At 54.6% G+C, this 18665-nt stretch carries 14 protein-coding genes and 1 pseudogene; 11 read left to right on the plus strand and 4 right to left on the minus strand.

All coding sequences use genetic code 11. The annotated features are described in order from the left end of the window. The first annotated feature begins 250 nt into the window (after positions 1-250). From glnT to A3220_RS00165, 11 genes are all read left to right on the plus strand, one after another. Positions 251-1585 (plus strand): type III glutamate--ammonia ligase, encoded by a 1335-nt coding sequence (glnT, locus tag A3220_RS00115; RefSeq protein ID WP_062372191.1) that lies wholly within the window; start codon positions 251-253, stop codon positions 1583-1585. 87 nt (positions 1586-1672) lie between these two features. Next, positions 1673-2590, plus strand: a complete 918-nt coding sequence (locus A3220_RS00120) for a glutamine amidotransferase family protein (RefSeq protein ID WP_062372195.1) — start codon at positions 1673-1675, stop codon at positions 2588-2590. 3 nt (positions 2591-2593) lie between these two features. Beyond that, on the plus strand, positions 2594-4615 hold the full coding sequence (locus A3220_RS00125) for a glutamate synthase-related protein (RefSeq protein ID WP_252860381.1): 2022 nt from the start codon (positions 2594-2596) through the stop codon (positions 4613-4615). Between the two features lie 534 nt (positions 4616-5149). Continuing rightward, positions 5150-5635 (plus strand): dimethylamine monooxygenase subunit DmmA family protein, encoded by a 486-nt coding sequence (locus A3220_RS00130; protein ID WP_128082389.1) that lies wholly within the window; start codon positions 5150-5152, stop codon positions 5633-5635. Beyond that, a complete protein-coding gene (locus tag A3220_RS00135) occupies positions 5635-6573 on the plus strand; it encodes a PDR/VanB family oxidoreductase (protein ID WP_062372201.1) in 939 nt (312 codons plus the stop codon). The genes A3220_RS00130 and A3220_RS00135 overlap by 1 nt, the downstream gene beginning before the upstream one ends. A gap of 18 nt (positions 6574-6591) precedes the next feature. After that, positions 6592-7536 carry a DUF3445 domain-containing protein gene (locus A3220_RS00140; protein ID WP_290123744.1) on the plus strand — a complete coding sequence of 315 codons (945 nt, stop codon included), beginning with the start codon at positions 6592-6594 and terminating at the stop codon, positions 7534-7536. A 110-nt stretch (positions 7537-7646) separates the two neighbouring features. Continuing rightward, positions 7647-8978: an ammonium transporter gene (locus A3220_RS00145; RefSeq protein ID WP_062372204.1), complete on the plus strand. Its 1332-nt coding sequence runs from the start codon at positions 7647-7649 to the stop codon at positions 8976-8978. 86 nt (positions 8979-9064) lie between these two features. Next, the gene (locus A3220_RS00150) at positions 9065-9403 is read left to right on the plus strand and encodes a P-II family nitrogen regulator (RefSeq protein ID WP_062372207.1); all 339 of its coding nucleotides are present in this window, start codon (positions 9065-9067) and stop codon (positions 9401-9403) included. A 301-nt stretch (positions 9404-9704) separates the two neighbouring features. After that, positions 9705-11423, plus strand: a complete 1719-nt coding sequence (locus A3220_RS00155) for an NAD(P)H-dependent oxidoreductase subunit E (RefSeq protein WP_062372209.1) — start codon at positions 9705-9707, stop codon at positions 11421-11423. Positions 11424-11434: 11 nt separating this feature from the next. Further along, complete coding sequence (fdhF, locus tag A3220_RS00160; RefSeq protein ID WP_252860382.1) at positions 11435-14278, plus strand: formate dehydrogenase subunit alpha; 2844 nt, start codon at positions 11435-11437, stop codon at positions 14276-14278. Positions 14279-14557: 279 nt separating this feature from the next. Continuing rightward, entirely contained in the window at positions 14558-15571 is a 1014-nt protein-coding gene (locus tag A3220_RS00165; protein WP_252860386.1) for an IS4 family transposase, read from the plus strand. Here the strand turns inward: A3220_RS00165 and A3220_RS17655 are convergent. From A3220_RS17655 to A3220_RS00180, 4 genes and pseudogenes are all read right to left on the minus strand, one after another. Then, positions 15492-15857: pseudogene (locus tag A3220_RS17655) on the minus strand (transposase); the annotation flags it as partial. The gene A3220_RS00165 and the pseudogene A3220_RS17655 overlap by 80 nt on opposite strands. Before the next feature lie 630 nt (positions 15858-16487). Continuing rightward, complete coding sequence (locus A3220_RS00170; RefSeq protein ID WP_062372214.1) at positions 16488-17441, minus strand: TraI domain-containing protein; 954 nt, start codon at positions 17439-17441, stop codon at positions 16488-16490. After that, positions 17428-18291 (minus strand): site-specific integrase, encoded by an 864-nt coding sequence (locus A3220_RS00175; RefSeq protein WP_252860383.1) that lies wholly within the window; start codon positions 18289-18291, stop codon positions 17428-17430. The genes A3220_RS00170 and A3220_RS00175 overlap by 14 nt, the downstream gene beginning before the upstream one ends. Before the next feature lie 66 nt (positions 18292-18357). After that, the coding region (locus tag A3220_RS00180) for a transposase (protein WP_174524454.1) at positions 18358-18665 on the minus strand (308 nt) is incomplete at its 5' end.

Below are 18665 nucleotides of genomic sequence, written 5' to 3' on the forward strand. Positions count from 1 at the left end.
ATTGTTTCTATTGGTGCGCTTTTAGGACGGCTTGCACCGTTGGGAAGCAGGAGAACATGGGGAAGCAGACAGACAGAGGCACGTAGAGCGCGCAGCGATAACCGCCAGATAAATATTTATATTCATATAAACAATAGCTTAGTCGTTATTAAGCCACTTTTTGAACAGTGGCGGAAAGATATTGGCATGTTAAGTGCTTTTCTTTTTGGGAAATATAGTTTCTTGAAAGGAATGATTGCGAGGGTAAAACATGTCTCCAGAAGCTGCTGTTGAATTCATCAAGGACAATAATGTCCGCTATCTACTGGCACAGTTCGTTGATATACACGGCGCTGCCAAGACCAAATCGGTGCCAGCTAACTGCTTGATGGATGTTGTCGAGAAGGGGGCGGGATTTGCTGGTTTCGCGGTCTCCGGTCTAGGTATGGAACCACACGGCCCCGATTTTATGGCCCGCGGCGATCTGGCTTCTCTGTCACTTGTGCCTTGGCAGCCGCACTACGCGCGCATGGCTTGCTGTGGCTACGTCAACGATGAGCCGCATCTCCTCGACAGCCGGGTCGTGCTGCTGCGTCAGTTACAGCGTTTAGGCGATAAAGGCTGGACGCTGAATACCGGTTTGGAGCCTGAGTTTTCACTGTTCAAGCGCGGATCCGCTGGCGAACTGTTGCCAGTGGATGTGAGCGATACCCTAGCCAAGCCGTGTTACGACTATAAAGGTCTGTCGCGCTCACGGGAGTTTCTTGAACGGCTAGTAGAAGCACTTCAGTCGGTGGATTTCGATGTGTACCAAATCGACCATGAAGACGCCAATGGCCAGTTCGAGATCAACTACACCTTTAGTGATGCGCTGACCTCCGCTGACCGTTTCACCTTTGTGCGTATGGCCGCCGGTGAGATTGCCAATGAGCTGGGAATGGTGTGCTCTTTTATGCCCAAGCCCCGTGCTGATCGGCCAGGCAACGGTATGCATTTCCATCTCTCGATTGCAGATCAATACGGCAATAATGTCTTTGGTGATGACAGCGACCCGCAGAATCTTGGCCTTTCCTCTACGGCTTATCACTTTCTTGGTGGGCTTCTGCACCATGCACCAGCGTTGTGCGCCTTTGCAGCACCCACCGTTAACTCTTATAAGCGCCTGGTCGCTGGTGGCTCCAACAGCGGTGCGACCTGGGCGCCTGTTTTCATTACCTATGGTGATAACAATCGCTCGGCGATGGTGCGTGTTCCCTATGGTCGGCTGGAGTTTCGGCTACCTGATGCTGGCTGTAATCCTTACTTGGTTCATGCCGCTCTGATTGCTGCCGGCCTGGATGGGATTGACCGTCAACTGGATCCCGGCAAGGCACAAAATATCAACTTATATGAACTGACACCCGACCAGTGCCGCGAACAAAACATCGGTATGTTACCCCAGTCACTCACTGAGGCGATTGACGCCTTGGAAGCAGACTCCGTGCTCCGCGAAGGGCTTGGGGAAGAAATTACCGATGAATTCATCAAAGTTAAGCGTGAAGAGTGGGCTGATTACAGCAGTCAGGTCAGCGATTGGGAAATTCAGCGCTACGCGGAATTCTTTTAATTCTCTATGTGGTTGTATGCACTGATGCACAGGTCTGATTTATACGTACTGATGAAAAGGCATTGATGCATAAGGCGAGGTAATACTATGTGTGGAATAGTCGGGCTTTATTTGAAAAACCCAGTGTTAGAGAGTCGGCTGGGTGAGTTGTTCGAGCCGATGCTCATCGCCATGACGGACCGTGGGCCGGACAGTGCAGGTTTCGCTGTGTATGGCGATGAATATGACGCCGGAGTGAAACTGACGCTGCAAAGCGACGATGCTCATTATGATTGGCAGACACTTGCCGATAAATTGAATGACGCCTTTGGCAGCCTGGACAGCTGGTTTCAGAACGCCAACGTGGCAGTGCTTAAACTAGCCAGCGAAGAGAATAAAGTACTGAGCTGGCTGGTTGAAAATGCGCCGGATGTCAGGGTGATGAGCGCCGGACAAAGTATCGAGATTTTAAAGGGGGTAGGGCTTCCTACCGAGGTGGCTGAGCGTTACAAGCTAAAAAATATGCGGGGCAGCCATGCGATTGGCCACACGCGTATGGCCACCGAAAGCGCTGTCACGCTGCAAGGCAGTCACCCTTTCTCGACCGGAATGGATCTGTGTCTGGTGCATAACGGCTCGCTTTCCAATCACAACCGTCTGCGCGACAAGCTCAAGCGCCAGGGTATTAGCTTTCAGACTGACAACGACTCCGAAGTGGCGGCTGGCTACCTCACATGGCGGATGGCCAAGGGTGAATCCCTGAATCAAGCCCTTAAAAGCGCCCTTAAAGATTTGGATGGCTTCTTTACCTTCACCATTGGTACGCGCGATGGATTTGCCGTCGTACGCGACCCTATCTCCTGCAAACCTGCCGTGATCGCGGAAACCGATGACTACGTGGCGATGGCCTCCGAGTATCGCGCTTTGGCTGATCTGCCAGGCATCAAGGAAGCCAAGGTGTGGGAGCCGGAGCCAGCGAAAGTTTATGTGTGGGAGCGTGACGGTGCAAAGGTGGAGGCCGCCTAGATAATGAAAACTTACGATCTTTCCAATAACAGCCTGCGTGAACTCAACCAAGCGCTGCATGATTCGGTGTTATTGGCCAGCGAGCCAGAGTGGCGGATCACCAACCCGAACGGGGCGCATAATATTGCCTGTGGATTAAATGACGATGTTAGCGTCGATATTGACGGACATGCTGGCTATTACTGCGCGGGAATGAATCAGAAGGCCAGTATCACCGTGCATGGCAACGTTGGCGTCGGCGTTGCCGAGAATATGATGTCCGGCCTGGTGCATGTTAAAGGCGATGCATCCCAATCTGCTGGCGCCACAGCGCAAGGCGGTTTGCTGATTGTGGAGGGTAATGCGTCGGCTCGCTGCGGTATCTCCATGAAGGGTGTCGATATAGTGGTTAAGGGTAATATCGGGCCAATGAGCGCCTTTATGGGGCAATCTGGGTGTCTTGTGGTGTGCGGCGATGCTGGTGAAGCCCTCGGCGACTCGCTTTATGAAGCGCATATCTATGTGAAAGGTGAGGTGACTTCTTTGGGGGCCGATTGCGTCGAAAAAGAGATGCGCCAGGAGCACTTGGACGAATTAAGCGACCTGCTTAAGCGCGCCGATATTGACACTGACCTTCCGCCTTTAAGCGCTACGGGTCTGCACGCCAGTTATATAACTTCAAAGTCGATAACGCCTCGGCCTATTAATCAGGAGCCCGACATGACAGATAAACCTACTAATCCGGCGCTGAGAGAGTCCGCTACTTTTGGTCGAGACGTGATCGCCGAAATCCAGCGCGCCGCCGAAACCGGTATTTATGACATTCGCGGCTGGGGGGCTAAGCGCAAGGTGCCGCATTTTGACGACCTGCTGTTTCTTGGAGCCAGCATGTCGCGCTACCCGCTTGAAGGCTATCGTGAGAAGTGCGGAACCGATGTCACCCTGGGGACTCGCTATGCTAAAAAGCCCATCGTCATCGATACCCCGGTCACCATTGCCGGTATGAGCTTTGGTGCCTTATCGGCACAGGCTAAAGAAGCCCTGGGGCGCGGTGCATCAGAAGTAGGTACTTCAACAACCACTGGCGATGGCGGTATGACCGCAGAAGAGCGTGGCCAGTCATCCAAGTTGGTCTACCAGTACCTGCCTTCTCGTTATGGCATGAATCCCGATGATCTGCGTAAAGCCGATGCGATTGAGGTGGTGCTGGGGCAGGGTGCCAAGCCCGGTGGTGGCGGTATGCTGTTGGGACAGAAAATCTCAGATCGCGTAGCACAGATGCGCAACCTGCCCATGGGGATCGACCAGCGTAGTGCTTGCCGTCATCCCGATTGGACTGGGCCGGACGACCTCGCGATCAAGATTGCGGAGCTGCGTGAGATCACCGATTGGCAGGTGCCTATCTATATTAAAGTGGGTGCCACGCGTACCTATTATGATGTCAAGCTCGCCGTTAAAGCGGGCGCCGATGTGGTGGTGCTCGACGGCATGCAGGGGGGGACGGCAGCCACCCAGGATGTCTTCATCGAACACGTAGGCATCCCCATCATGGCCGCTATTCCTCAAGCTGCTCAGGCACTACAGGAAATGGGCGTGCACCGCGAAGTGCAACTCATTGTATCCGGAGGCATCCGCAATGGCGCTGATGTTGCCAAAGCCATTGCGCTGGGTGCCGATGCCGTGGCAATCGGTACCGCGGCGTTGATCGCCCTGGGCGATAACCACCCACGTTTCGAAGCAGAATACCAAAAGCTGGGTTCAGCGGCTGGCTATTACGATGATTTCCAGGAAGGCAAATGCCCTGCGGGTATTTCCACCCAGGATCCCGAACTAAGTATGCGTCTTGACCCTGTGGCTGCTGGAAAGCGACTAGCCAACTATCTGCGGGTAATAACGCTAGAGGCGCAAACACTAGCAAGAGCCTGCGGAAAATCCCACCTGCATAACTTAGAGCCGGAAGATTTGGTTGCCTTGAATATCGAGGCGGCGGCAATGGCCCGAGTGCCGTTGGCAGGAACCAATTGGGTGCCTGGACAGCAGTTTTAGGTATATAGGGGTTACATATTTCACGACCTCCACCATAACGGTGGAGGGTTCTGGGGCTTAATTAAAAACAGTTCGATGAGTGGGTCAAATCAACGCTCTATTTTGCCTTTTTTTTATTCGCATATAAATAATAAGATTTATAATTTAAAAGCTATTTTATTTCTATTCGGTGGCGCACTAAAAAGCTTCTTACTAACATTAAGCTGCACTTTAAAAGTGCCCTTATAAATTCCATATAAATGCTAAGCTATTTGAAATAAATATAATTTTTATTATTGGCATGAAAAATGCATTGTTTTTAGTAATTAAAATTACCCTTAGACGTCATGTTGATACTTAATTAACGCCATCAGTAAATTCATAGCTTCATATTTAAAATAATCTGTGTCTATTAAGAGGATGGATGCAATGCAATATAACGTTTTTCCTGCTGATAACACGATAAAAAGTAGGCCAGTATATGTGGCGCCAGAATGCCCGGCAACGGCGAATCGCTACATATGTCTGGCACAACCCAGTGCCGTGGGCCTAATCATGGCGCATTTGGCGCCAGTCAATAAGCACCTCACCCCCGTTCACTTGATTGTTTGCACCGACAAGACAAGCGCTGATCAGGGCGCGATAACGCCAGAGCTGGATGACGTGCCGTACCAAACCTGTGGTCGAGATGCCTTGCCAGCTATGTTGGCAGCTCAGTTGAATGAATTGACCTTGGGGTGTCACGTCATTGCGGCTGGCAGCGAAGCGTTTATGTGGGATGTGCATGCCTTGGCAATGGCACAAGGATTACTGGACGCAGAAATAACGCTGCTACCTTCAGAGGACAAACACCGTCGCGTTTTTTGTGCGCATTGTCGTTTCTTGAGCGAGCCCGTCAGGGTGTCGCCTATGCAGTGTCAGGGGTGCGGGCTCACGCTGGAAGTTCGCGATCATTTCTCGCGCCGTCTGGGCGCCTATCTGGGAGTGTGTATCGATGCCGAGGTGCCTGGCGAGGTTCCCAGTGAGGAGGTGTTGGACTAATGAATGACTTGATTCCGGTTCGTGTCGTTGAGGTGGAGCAGATCAGCGCTATTATCAAGCAGTTTGCTTTCGTTAGTGATGAGCAGCCACTACCGCCATTCTCCGCAGGCAGCCACGTAGTTGTGCATATGGAAGGTGAGCAAAAGCGCTTCCGCAACGCCTATTCCCTGATCAGCAATCCGGCTGAAAGTGAGCAATATCGGATCGCCGTGCGATGGCAGGAGTGTTCCCGTGGGGGCTCTCAGTTTATGCACAGCAAGGTTCGCGAAGGTGATCGGTTGTTCATTTCGCCACCCGCCAATATGTTTCTGCCCCATTGGCAAGCACGGCATAACGTATTGATTGCCGGCGGGATTGGCATAACGCCGTTTCTATCTTATGCGTACGAATTTGAGCAACGTCAAACGTCCTTTGAGGTGCATTACGTTTATCGAAACGCCGATACGGGCGCTTATCGTGGGGCATTGAAGGAGCGTCTTGGCGACAGGCTTCACTGTTATTCAGGCTCTCGTCCTGATTTGCATAGCCTGCTCAAACGGCAGCCACTGGGCACCCATGTCTATGTTTGTGGCCCCGAATCAATGATTCAGGCCGTGAAAGAGACAGCGGATGCCCTGGGTTGGTCGCCTCAACGGGTTCATTTTGAAGCCTTCGCTGCGCCACAGCCGGGCAAACCCTTTGTGGCCAAGTTGTCGCGTTCAGGGCAAGAAATCGCTGTGGATGAAAATACCCCACTGCTTGATGCCTTGGAAATGCAGGGTCTGGCAATTCCCAACTCGTGCCGAGGCGGTGTCTGCGGCCAATGCAAAACGGCGGTTCTGGACGGCGATATTGAGCATCGGGATGCGTTTCTCGATGCTCAGGAAAAAGCCAGCCAACGCTGCATCATGCCTTGTGTCTCGCGTTCTGCGAGTGACTACCTGGTACTGGATTTATAAATCAAAGGGGGAAACGCCATGCAACTTGCACCGAGAGATACACAAGCCTTTCGAGGTCAATTTACCTACCGCAATAGTCCGGAGGCCATCCGTCGCTTTCCCTTTCCGTTTCCGGAAGACGACTATATTTACTCGGTCAATACCGAGCCACATACGCTGCCCGGACCTAAGGGCTCCGTCTACGAGCACATGCTCGATATCGATGAACATTATCTTTCCGAGACGGCGGAGAGGGCGATGGTTCTGGAAGAGGATCCTGAACGGTGTCTGGCAATGCCACATATGGATCAGGCCTGCTGGGATCTGCTCGAATTCGTCATGATTCACTACGCCAAGGACTATCCAACGCATTTCGCTTTCACCCAAGTGGGTGATCAATGCGAGTGGGTGAATCGCCCCATGGATATTCATCAGACTTTCGTGATGGGTGACGCAACCACATTACCCATGCCACCCATGGAGTTCATCGGACGGCAGATGCAGGGTGATTTTGCGCTTTTGGATCAGCGCGACGCTGACCTATTTATGGACGCGGGTGTGATCACTTCTCCGGCAGACTGGTCGCTGGCTTTCGATGCTGGGATGAGCTTCAAACAATGGCATGGCCCCGTCCCCTTGGCCCATGAAATGGGTATTTTCGACCGAGTACTCAAGTACCTATGTGCCATCCAGGTAGGCAAACCAATACGACGTTTGAACTGGACGATGACCATCCATCCGCGAATGGACAGTTCACCGGAAACCTATCATCGCTGGGGGGTGGATCGTAATTCCATTACCTCCGAAAACGTTGGTAACGATGTATTTCTGCGCGTCGAATTACAAACCCTTATCCGCATGCCCAGAAGCCATGCTCTGTTCTTTGGCATCCGGACGTATCTGATCAGCATGAATGACCTGAAGACTAACCAGGCCTGGCCAGACGATTGCATCGTGTGCTGGCAAATTTGCCTGAGCAGCTAGTCGATTACAAAGGAATGACACGGTATCGCGACACTGTTGTGGACTGGTTAAGCGAATACGACCGTGAACTACAACCGCAAGCTTAAAAACGACTATTTGGGAGGAAAAATATGAATGAAGTAACGATAGAGCTTAGTTACGCTCTCGACACTTTCTATTTTCTGGTTTGTACCGCCTTTGTGATGTTCATGGCTTGTGGGTTTGCCATGTTGGAATCAGGTCTGGTCAGGTCGAAAAATACCGTCGAGATACTGACCAAAAATGCGATGCTATATTCCGTTGCTTGTCTTGTTTATTTGGTGATTGGCTATAACGTCATGTATCCAGCCAACCCTATAAGTAGTGTGATTCCCGGTCTGGAGTTTATGTTGGGCAGTGATAATACTTTGTCTGATATCTCTGCGGGAGAGGGCGCCCCCTATTACTCTTCCATGGCCGACTTTATTTTTCAGGCGGTATTTGCAGCAGCGACTATGTCGATTGTTTCCGGTGCAATTGCCGAGCGCATGAAGCTATGGCCGTTCCTAGTGTTTGCGGTGTTCATGGTGGGCGTAATTTACCCCGTTAATGGGTTCTGGAAATGGGGTGGTGGTTTCCTTGATGAAATGGGCTTCCAGGATTTTGCCGGTTCCGTAGTTGTGCACATGGCCGGGGGAGCCGCGGCGCTTGCGGCTGTATTGTTGGTCGGTCCACGTAAAGGCCGGTTTGGGCCGAATGGTGAGGTCAGGGCTATTCCGGGTGCCAATCTGCCGATTGCCATGCTAGGCATGTTTATTCTCTGGATGGGCTGGTTCGGGTTCAACGGCGGGTCAATGTTAAAAATTGCCAGCCTGGACGATGCGAATGCTGTGTCACGTATCTTTGTGAATACCAACACTGCGGCAGCGTCGGGCATGGTGGCGGCAGCTCTGCTTTACCGGATTATGTTCGGCAAGACAGATATGACGATGGTAATGAATGGTGCCCTGGCAGGTTTGGTTGCCATAACTGCTGAGCCTCTTCTACCCGAGCCGGGTATGGCAATGCTGATTGGTGCGATTGGCGGGGTTGTCGTTGTGTTCTCGGTGCTGGGGTTTGATCGGCTCAGGATTGATGATCCCGTTGGTGCCATCTCCGTGCACGGCAGTGCGGGAATTTGGGGGATTGTTGCCGTTGTGTTCACTAATCCTGCTGCGACCATGGGAACCCAGCTACTAGGCGCTGCTGTTGTTTTCGCCTGGATGTTCGGGGCAAGTCTCGTCGTGTTATTCATCATCCGTGTTGTGATGGGACTGCGTGTCAGTGAACAGGATGAATTCGAAGGCATGGATGCTCATGAATGTGGCATGCATGCTTATCCCGAATTCGTCTCGAACAATGCGCAAGAATCTGACTCAACAAGGAAACGGGCCAATATAGTTACGGAAGGTTTGCTGGCAGGTCAGAAACCCGTTCAGCGTTGAGAGATTGACCTCGGCCAGGGGCCCAGCCAGCTAACATGGGAACCTGGTTTCTATCGAATTTGGTACTTGAAACTATAGGTGAAATCATGCAAATGATCGCTGCTATCATACAACCCTATATGCTTGAAAATGTCAGAGATGCACTGTCGAAAGTTGGTGTTCAGGGGCTTACTGTAACGGAAGTTAAAGGATTTGGTAGGCAAAAAGGGCATACCGAGCTTTATAGGGGGGCCGAGTATACAGTGGACTTTGTAAATAAAATTAAAATTGAAGTCGGAGTCCGCGATACACAAGTAGACGACGTGATTGATGCTATTCAGAACTCAGCTCATTCTGGACGTGTTGGCGACGGGAAAATATTTGTTTATCCGCTCATCAAAGTAATACGTATACGAAGTGGTGAAACTGATGAGGCGGCACTATAAACCTGTTTAAAAAAGTGTGTTTTTTGCCTTTGCATTACAGAAGATTAACGTAAAAACGGCGTCGGTAGCAGGACAGACGGTATCAACTTCCCGGTATCAACCTCCATTGAAAAATCACCTACCCGGTGCGATGTTGCCATTTTTCTTACTATCGACGTCACACATTTGGATGGGAACAATACGGTTAGAAAAGATAGCGTTTCACCTTGACTATGCAGCTTTGTACTTCGTGATTTATTGATTAACTTAGTGGGATTCAACCCTCAATACCGACGGATGGTAAAACGAAGTGACTGACAGTATGGCTTTGCAGCAACCAACAATATCAAAGCGCTTCCGCGGTAAGCCCCGTGGCCGTGAACTTGATCCCCGTCTGCTTGAGGGGTTACGTGAGCTGCTGGGCGACGAGAGGCAGAACGCCACGCTACGCCGTCGCGACCTGCTGATTGAACACCTGCATGCTATCCAGGACACCCGAGGCCATCTGCTGCTGGCGGAGCTGCGCGCCCTGGCGGCTTACATGAACCTGCCCATGGCAGCCGTTTACGAGACCGCCACTTTCTACGCCCACTTCGATGTTATCCACGACGACCAGCTGCCGCCGCCCGCGGTGACTATCCGCGTTTGTGACTCCCTCACCTGCCAATTGGCCGGTGCCGAGGCGCTTAAGGCACAGCTGGACGCGAACGTGGATATCGAGCAGGTGCGGGTGCTGCGGGCCCCTTGCATGGGCCGCTGCGACACCGCGCCGGTGGCCGAAGTGGGGCACCATCATGTGCTGTTTGCTACTCAAGAGCGCATCGAATCGGTCGTCGAAACAGGCCATTTTCACCCCGCTCCCGTCGATTGGCAGCAACTAGATGGCTATCGCCACGAGGGCGGTTTCGCGCTGCTCCAGGCCTGCCACAGCGGCGAGGTCACAGTGGAAGCGCTGATGGAGGCGATGCAGCAGGCCAATCTGCGCGGCTTGGGCGGTGCGGGCTTTCCCACTTTCAAGAAATGGACGTTCGTGCGCCAGGAAGCAGGGCCCCGCTACTGTGCTATCAACGCCGACGAGGGCGAGCCCGGTACCTTCAAAGACCGCTACTACCTGGAGCGCTCGCCCCACCAGTTTCTGGAGGGGGCCCTGGTCAGCGCCTGGGCGGTAGAGGCCGAGGCGCTGTATATCTATCTGCGCGATGAGTACCCGGCCTTGCATGGCGTGGTGCGCCAGGCGATTGGCGAGCTGGAGGCCGCGGGCCTGGTGGCGCCGGGCTACATTGTGCTGCGCCGTGGCGCTGGCGCCTATATTTGCGGCGAAGAGTCGGCGATGATCGAGTCCCTGGAAGGCAAGCCGGGCAAACCCAGGCACCGCCCGCCGTTTGTGGCCCAAAAGGGGCTCTTTGATCGGCCGACGCTGGTCAATAATGTCGAGACCGTCTATTGGATTCCGATGATCTGGCAGCGCGGCGCGGAGGCTTTTTCAAGCCAAGGCCGCCATGGCCGCGTCGGGCTGCGCAGTTTCTCGGTGTCGGGCCGGGTCAAACAGCCCGGTGTTTATTTGGCGCCTGCGGGCATCACCCTCAACGAACTGATTGACGAGTATGGCGGTGGCATGGCCGATGGTCACCGCTTGGCAGCCTACCTGCCCGGCGGCGCCTCAGGCGGTATTTTGCCCGCAGCCAAGGCCGATATCCCCCTTGACTTCGATACGCTTCAGGCACATGGCTGTTTTATCGGTTCGGCCGCGGTGATCGTGCTTTCTGATCAGGACAATTTGCGCGGGGTCGCGACCAATCTGCTGGCGTTCTTTGCCGATGAATCCTGTGGCCAGTGCACCCCGTGCCGGGTGGGCACGGAAAAAATGCTCACCCTGCTCGAGCGCAATGAATGGGATGCTGGGCTGATGACGCAGCTCTCCCAGGTGATGATCGATGCCTCCATCTGTGGGCTGGGCCAGGCGGCGCCTAACCCGGTGCTGGGGCTGCTCAAGGATTTTCGCGGCGAACTTGCCGCCCAGAACGTTATCGTCAAGGGGTAGGGGAGATGAACATGAGCATGAGCGAACAGACCCTAGGCTCCAGCTTCACGCTAACGCTGGACGGCGTGGAGGTCAGCGCCCACCCCGGTGAAAGTCTCTGGCAGGTGGCCAAGCGCGTCGGCGAGACCATTCCTCACCTGTGTTTTAAGGACACCAGCGGCTATCGCGCCGACGGCAACTGCCGCGCCTGCATGGTGGAAATCGAAGGCGAGCGCACCCTGGCCGCCAGCTGTCTGCGCGAAGCAGCCCCCGGCATGGTGGTTAATAGTGCAAGCTCCGAACGCGCGCACACGGCCCGCAAGATGGTCATGGAGATGCTGCTGGTCGACCAACCGGAGCGGGAGGATAGCCCCGACCGTGCCAGCCATTTCTGGGCCATGGCCGACCAACTGGCTATTGATGCCACGGCGGTGCGCCGCAAGCTACCTCGGCGTGACGAGCGCGAGACGCCCACCGTGCACCATGTGGCTTCCCGGTCGGACAGCCTGGCGCAGGACAGCAGCCACTCTGCCATGCGCGTCAATCTTGACGCCTGCATCGAGTGCAACCTGTGTGTGCGCGCCTGTCGCGAAGTACAGGTTAACGACGTGATCGGTCTGGCGCACCGAGGGGCGGCGTCCAAGATTGTGTTTGATTTCGACGACCCTATGGGGGATAGCACCTGTGTGGCCTGTGGCGAGTGCGTTCAGGCCTGCCCCACCGGTGCGCTGATGCCCGCTACTGTGGTGGATGGCGAAGGGCGAGGTGATTCGTCTGTGGCTGACCGCAAGGTCGACTCGGTGTGCCCCTACTGCGGAGTGGGCTGCCAGCTTACCTACCACATCAAGGATGACGAGATCCTTTATGTGGAAGGCCGCGACGGCCCCTCTAACGAGAACCGCCTGTGCGTAAAAGGCCGCTTTGGCTACGACTATCCGCGTCATCCATCGCGGCTTACCGTGCCGCTGATTCGTCGCGAGGGCGTGGCGAAAGGGCTCGACCCTGACTTCGATCCTGCCCAACCGCTAACGCATTTCCGCGAGGCGAGCTGGGATGAAGCCCTGGAGGTTGCCGCCAGCGGGCTTGTCGACCTTAAAGCGAGCCATGGCCCTGACTCCCTGGCCGGGTTCGGCAGCGCCAAGTGCTCCAATGAAGAGGCGTGGCTGTTCCAGAAGCTGGTGCGTACCGGTTTTGGCTCCAACCACGTGGATCACTGCACGCGTTTGTGCCACGCCAGTTCAGTAGCGGCACTCATGGAGTGCATTGGCTCAGGCTCGGTGACCGCCTCCTTTATGCAGGCCAGCCAAGCTGATGTGGTGATTCTTACCGGCTGCAACCCGGCAGTGAACCACCCGGTGGCGGCCACCTTCTTTAAACAGGCCGCCAAACGTGGCACCAAGATCGTGATTATCGACCCCCGTGGCCAAGCGTTGGATGCCTATGCCCACCTGAGCGTGCGCTTTTCACCGGGCGCTGATGTGGCACTGTTTAACGCCATTCTCAATGTGATCATCACTGAAGAGCTTTATGACACGGCCTATATCACCGAGCATACCGAGGGCTTCGAGGCCCTGAAAACGCACACGGTGGACATGACTCCCGAAGCGATGAGCGGCCTGTGCGGCGTCGAGCCCGAGACCATCCGCGAGGTGGCAAGGCTCTATGCAACCGCCGAACGGGCGATGATTTTCTGGGGCATGGGCATTTCCCAACACACCCACGGCACTGACAACGCCCGCAGCCTTATCTCGCTGGCCTTGGCCTGCGGCCAGACCGGACGCCCCGGCACCGGCCTGCACCCTTTGCGCGGTCAGAACAACGTTCAGGGCGCGTCCGATGCGGGCCTGATTCCCATGGTCATGCCGGACTACCAACCGGTCAGCGATGACCAGGTACGCGCGGCGTTCGAAGAACTGTGGAATGCAAAGTTGGATCCCACGCCGGGTCTCACCGTGGTGGAAATCATGGATGCCATTACCGCAGGCACTATTCGTGGCATGTACATCCAAGGCGAAAACCCGGCGATGTCCGACCCGGATCTGGCCCATGCTCGGGCCGCCCTGGCCAAGCTTGAACATCTGGTGGTACAGGATCTGTTTGTCACCGAGACCGCCCAGTTCGCCGATGTCATCCTGCCTGCCTCTGCCTGGCCGGAGAAGAACGGCACCGTCACCAACACCAACCGTCAGGTACAGATGGGGCGTGCGGCGTTGCCGCTACCGGGTCAAGCCAAGCCGGACTGGTGGATTATTCAGGAGATAGCCAACCGCTTTGGACTGGGTTGGGATTACCAGCACCCGCGGGATGTCTTCGCCGAGATGAAACAAGGCATGGCCTCTCTCGACCATATCTCCTGGGAGCGGCTGGAGCGCGAGCAGTCGGTCACCTATCCCTGCCCGGCGGAGGACGCGCCGGGGCACGACGTGGTCTTCAGCGATGCGTTTCCCACCGCCAGCGGCCGGGCGAAATTCGCGCCCACCCGGCCGCTACCACCGGATGAGCCGGTCGATAACGACTACCCAACGGTGCTGACTACCGGGCGTCAGTTAGAGCATTGGCATACCGGTTCCATGACCCGCCGCGCCAAAGTGCTCGATGAGTTGGAGCCGGAAGCAGTGGCAAGCCTATCGCCCGCTGAGCTTATCCGGCTTGGAATGGCGCCAGGCGATGACCTGACGATCGCCACACGGCGGGGTTCCATCACCCTGAAAGCGAGAGTCGATCCAGGGATGCCTGAGGGGATGGTGTTTGTGCCTTTCTGCTACGGAGAAGCGGCGGCGAATCTACTGACCAACCCGGCGCTGGATCCGTTTGGGAAGATACCGGAGTTCAAGTACGCGGCATGTCTGTTAACGCCTGCTCGGAAGGCCACGTAAAAGCGAGTTATTCATTAAGCTCCTACTGAAAGTCGTAGGGAGAAGAAAGTAGCCCTTGGTCGCTCAATAAAGGGCGTCTTACCTCTGACGGATCCCCACGAAATAAGTAATTAAATCATAGCGATATAATTGAAAAGGCCTGCATGGATCGGCATGGTGTTAATCGCCAAACCAACACTCTGCCAAAGGAGACCCATGCAGGCCCCTCAATTCTTGCATAATCTGCTGACCTCATCACTCCCCGCGATCCATACCAAACGCCTTCAGACACTGCTCGACATGGTGGGTGCGCTGCTGGGGGAGCGCCGCCTGGGCTTGACTGCCTTGGGTCGCGCCTTGCCAGGGCCTGCGGCGACCAAGCACACCATCAAACGGGCCGACCGGCTACTGGGTAACCCTCACCTGCATCAGGAACGACCTCTGTTCTATTGGCTTGTGGCCAGCCTGCTGATGGGCCACAACACACGTCCGCTGATTCTGGTGGGCTGGTCGCCGATCGATGACCGCGGCCGACAGTTTTTACTGCGTGCCGCGATCCCCTTTGCCGGTCGATCGCTGCCCATCTTCGAGAAGGTTCATTACAAGAACGGCGGTTCTTGCTGCGAAGCGTATCTGTTAGCGGCGCTTACCGAGATTTTGCCTCACGACGCCACACCGATTCTGGTCACCGATGCCGGCTTTCGCACTCCCTGGTTCTACGTCAGCCGGGTGCGTAGTCCGGTTCGCTGCCAGTTGCCAGGGCATGAGTGGCAGCCTGTGGCCGATCTGTTTCCACAAGCGACATCGGTACCGCGTGCCGTGGGCGCCGTCCAGATTGCTGAAAGCAACCCGTTCCCCACTCGGATGGTGCTCTACCATCGGCCGCCGCAGGCGCGCAAATATTGCAACAAGCGTGGAAAGGTCTCCCAGGATGGCGCGAGCCGGACGATTGCCCGGCGCCAAAAGGAACCTTGGGTGCTCGTCAGCAATTTGCCGGAACGCTCAACGTTCGCGAAGAAGCTAGTCGCCATCTACCGACAGCGCATGCAGATAGAGGAAGGTTTTCGCGACGTTAAGAGCCCCTTGTTTGGATTGGGCTTCGGGATGCACCAGTCTCGCCAGGGCAAGCGCATTGAAATCCTGCTGCTGATCGCGATGCTGGCCAATGTCGCCCTGATGGCTGCTGGCCTGTCTGTCCGTGACAGCGGTCAACAGCAGCGTTATCGGCAGGCACAATGTCATGGACATTGGCGGCCGTGGTCTCGATGCTGTGAATTAGCCCAAGCTTATCTTTACTGTTTTTCGTGGAACTAGGCGCAGAGATGATCGTGGCATCGACGATGCTTCCTTCGCGCAGCATCAGGCCATTTTTTGCCAGGTACTTGTTCACCTCCTGGAATAACACCTTGCCAAGGCCGTGGCGTTCCAGAAAATGGCGAAATTTGAGAATCGTGGTTTCGTCCGGCAATCGGTCCAGTTGCAAACCGGCGAAGTGGCGCATGGACTCGATCTCGTAGAGGGCGTCTTCCATGGCCGGATCGCTCAGGTTGTAAAACAACTGCATGCAATGGACACGGAGCATGGCAGACAACGGATACGGAGGCCACTAGCAAGCTGTTACGGTAGCTTTTGCATAACGGCAGTCGAAGGTATAGATGGACAACCTAACAGTTCAGCGAGCAGTTTGACGCCATTAGCGAGTTCTAGTCGTAACGCGAAAAAAGCCCCATGAGTTTTCTTTTGCTGCTTGTGGCTTAATACAGATTATCATAAGCGAAGCCGTCAGCATTCATGCTATCGAGATTGCTGGTAAAAACGCAGGTGCGGGATAACTAGATCAATCGGCAAAGTATCAAAAAGTGCTGATGGAATAATGGCTGTTGGCAATTTGGGTGCTGAACCATGTGTTTATATCAGTAACTCACTGGCCGTTGTAAGTCACCGATGTATACTGTGCTGACTCGGGCAAACAGCTACGGTTAACTTTTGAGCAAGGTATGAGTTACTAGTAATTTCAACTGTAGGCGCATAGGTTTAAAGCGCTTGGGTTTCAGTCAGGCTGCTTGATGCCTGAGTGGGTAAATGCTGTGTAGTTGAAAGGGATGCTGCCTTCAAAGAATGATGATCGGTGCAACTGATGTCGCTCTATATGAGCCTACTTCTTTTGCTGATAAATAAAAGCCGCCACGCGTTAGCGTCGGCGGCAGGCTAATGCTTCTACTCTCTAGCGCTATTGTGCCTGCAACATAGGTGTCTCTGGCCGCCAGAAAACGTTTTGCCCAATCCGGCTAAAGCCCCACTGGCTTTTGCTACGAAACGCACGTTGTTGGTTATCTGTCATGGCGCTTTGCCCATCTGCATCACGAATGTAGCGAGCCAGTGTCATGGCTGCTGGCTGGCCGTAACGCGCACCCGGTGAAGCACATGTCCAAATATGGCGTAAGGTCATCGCGATATCGGGTTCATGTTGATCTAAGTAGGCAAGGCCATAGGCACATGCTTCTAGCGTAAATGCATCGTGGCTACAGAGCTTCCAGGCCGCGTTAGGCTTGCCTTTCGAGTCGTAAGTATAGGTCTTGCCAATATCGTGTAACAATCCCGCCACAAAGCACGTTTCCTGCATCAGGCGGGACATAGAGGGCTCGTTAAGACGTAGCATCGCCACGGCATTGTTAGCGACGTTCAACGAATGCTCTAGCAAGCCGCCCGGGTAGGCATGGTGATAATTGACGCTGGCCGGCGCATTCAAAAAAGCTTCAAGACGATCCTTGCGTTCCAGTACCCGCGTCAAAAACACTCGAAGGCATTCTGATTGAAGCGACTGCACGGTCGCGACTAACTTATCGAATACTTCTGGCACCGGGGAGTACACTCGCGGCAACGACTGCAGTGTATTCAACTTGATCACTTCCTCTCGGGTCGCCTTGCGAAACTCATCAAGTAAGAATTGGCCTGACAAACACTTCACTCCGGAAGCGGTAACAAAGTCTAGATGGCCGATGCGCTCCGGTACCGTTGTTTTGCTCAAGTTGAGCATCGCGATGTGGTCCCCCACACAATCGCTTAGCCGCAGCTTTAAGAAGGGTATTTGCGCGTTATCAAACTCAACCACGCGTCCGGTAAGGCGGTAAGTGCCCGTGAAGGTGCGAGACAGATGAGTAGTGACATTATCAAGCCGTTTCATGGCGCTGCTCCTTCTGGGGCTTAGTGGGTGTGGTGTTGCCTAACAAACGCTCAAAGGCTGAGCCATCCATACGGGTGGCATTGGGGACGTAACGCGAATAGACCTTGAACAGCATCTCGGTTGAACTGTGGCCGAGCATTCGCGCCACCCATTCTGGGTTTTCGCCAGAAGCCAAAAAGAGTGTCGCGGCAGTATGGCGTGTTTGATAAGGACGGCGTTTGGTCAGCCCAAGAGACTTGAGCAAGGGATACCACACGCGCTTCGTCACATTATTGTGATCAAGCGGCTGCCCCAATTGATTGCAGAACACGTATTGGCTCATATGCCCAGTGGCGGCGTACTGCGTTTTGAGGGCGTCATACACCTGCCCGAACATGGGTATTTCTCGTTGTGACCCATCGGTCTTGGTATATTCCGTTTCGCCATTAATCAGTGTTTCGCGTACTAAGATCTCTCGCTTAGCAAAATCAACGTTTTTCCACTTCAACCCATCGACTTCACCGGTGCGCATGCCCGTAAAAAAGCGCACGGTGTAATAGTTGCAATAGTCTGGGCGGACCTTGTCAATGATGCGTTGCACCTCGTGTAGCGAAAACGGTTCGATGTGCGTCTTCTGTAGCTTTAACGGCTTGATGTTCTTGTACGGCGTCTCGAAATCGAACCGCTCGGCCGCCTCATCGAGCACCATACGCAAAATGGACATATGGCTGTTGATCGTTTTAGGCGATACCAGCCCTGTGGCACCGCGGCCCTTGCGCTTGGCTAGTTTGGTGCGGAACGCCAGGATGTCCGCCTTGGTGATCTCTCCGATGTGTTTTTTCCCAAATGCAGGCTTAAGTGAGCTATCCAAGATCGAACTCACATTGCGGACGTGAGAGGCGCGCCAGAGTTATTGTCAAATTCTGTGTATGGCCGGTCAGGCGGTAGTCCTGTCTGACTGATCGGTCAAGGGTTCGCCGTCCTTGAACTGGACGTTGTTCACGACCAGCTCCAGCTTGTTGAACCCCTTGATCCGCTTCCAGCGCTTCTGGGCGCTCTGAAGCAGCTTGAAGACCATCGCCAGGGTCGTCGCTCTGGAGCCGCAGTTCCGGCTGCGCTTGCTCCGCAGGCGGACCGTGGCGAAGGTCGACTCGATCGGGTTGGTGGTGCGGATATGCACCCAGTGTTCTGCCGGGTAGTCATAGAACGCTAGCAGCTCCTCCCGATCCTTGGCCAGGCACTCCA

It is taken from the genome of Halomonas sp. KX33721 (genome assembly GCF_001596805.1).
Classification (GTDB): Bacteria; Pseudomonadota; Gammaproteobacteria; order Pseudomonadales; family Halomonadaceae; genus Vreelandella; species Vreelandella aquamarina.

What these genes read in the sequence shown, in the direction of transcription:
- glnT (WP_062372191.1), top strand. Translation starts at nt 251, where the DNA reads ATGTCTCCAGAAGCTGCTGTTGAATTCATCAAGGACAATAATGTCCGC.
- A3220_RS00120 (WP_062372195.1), top strand. Translation starts at nt 1,673, where the DNA reads ATGTGTGGAATAGTCGGGCTTTATTTGAAAAACCCAGTGTTAGAGAGT.
- A3220_RS00125 (WP_252860381.1), top strand. Translation starts at nt 2,594, where the DNA reads ATGAAAACTTACGATCTTTCCAATAACAGCCTGCGTGAACTCAACCAA.
- A3220_RS00130 (WP_128082389.1), top strand. Translation starts at nt 5,150, where the DNA reads ATGGCGCATTTGGCGCCAGTCAATAAGCACCTCACCCCCGTTCACTTG.
- A3220_RS00135 (WP_062372201.1), top strand. Translation starts at nt 5,635, where the DNA reads ATGAATGACTTGATTCCGGTTCGTGTCGTTGAGGTGGAGCAGATCAGC.
- A3220_RS00140 (WP_290123744.1), top strand. Translation starts at nt 6,592, where the DNA reads ATGCAACTTGCACCGAGAGATACACAAGCCTTTCGAGGTCAATTTACC.
- A3220_RS00145 (WP_062372204.1), top strand. Translation starts at nt 7,647, where the DNA reads ATGAATGAAGTAACGATAGAGCTTAGTTACGCTCTCGACACTTTCTAT.
- A3220_RS00150 (WP_062372207.1), top strand. Translation starts at nt 9,065, where the DNA reads ATGCAAATGATCGCTGCTATCATACAACCCTATATGCTTGAAAATGTC.
- A3220_RS00155 (WP_062372209.1), top strand. Translation starts at nt 9,705, where the DNA reads ATGGCTTTGCAGCAACCAACAATATCAAAGCGCTTCCGCGGTAAGCCC.
- fdhF (WP_252860382.1), top strand. Translation starts at nt 11,435, where the DNA reads ATGAGCATGAGCGAACAGACCCTAGGCTCCAGCTTCACGCTAACGCTG.
- A3220_RS00165 (WP_252860386.1), top strand. Translation starts at nt 14,558, where the DNA reads ATGGTGGGTGCGCTGCTGGGGGAGCGCCGCCTGGGCTTGACTGCCTTG.
- A3220_RS00170 (WP_062372214.1), bottom strand. Translation starts at nt 17,441, where the DNA reads ATGAAACGGCTTGATAATGTCACTACTCATCTGTCTCGCACCTTCACG.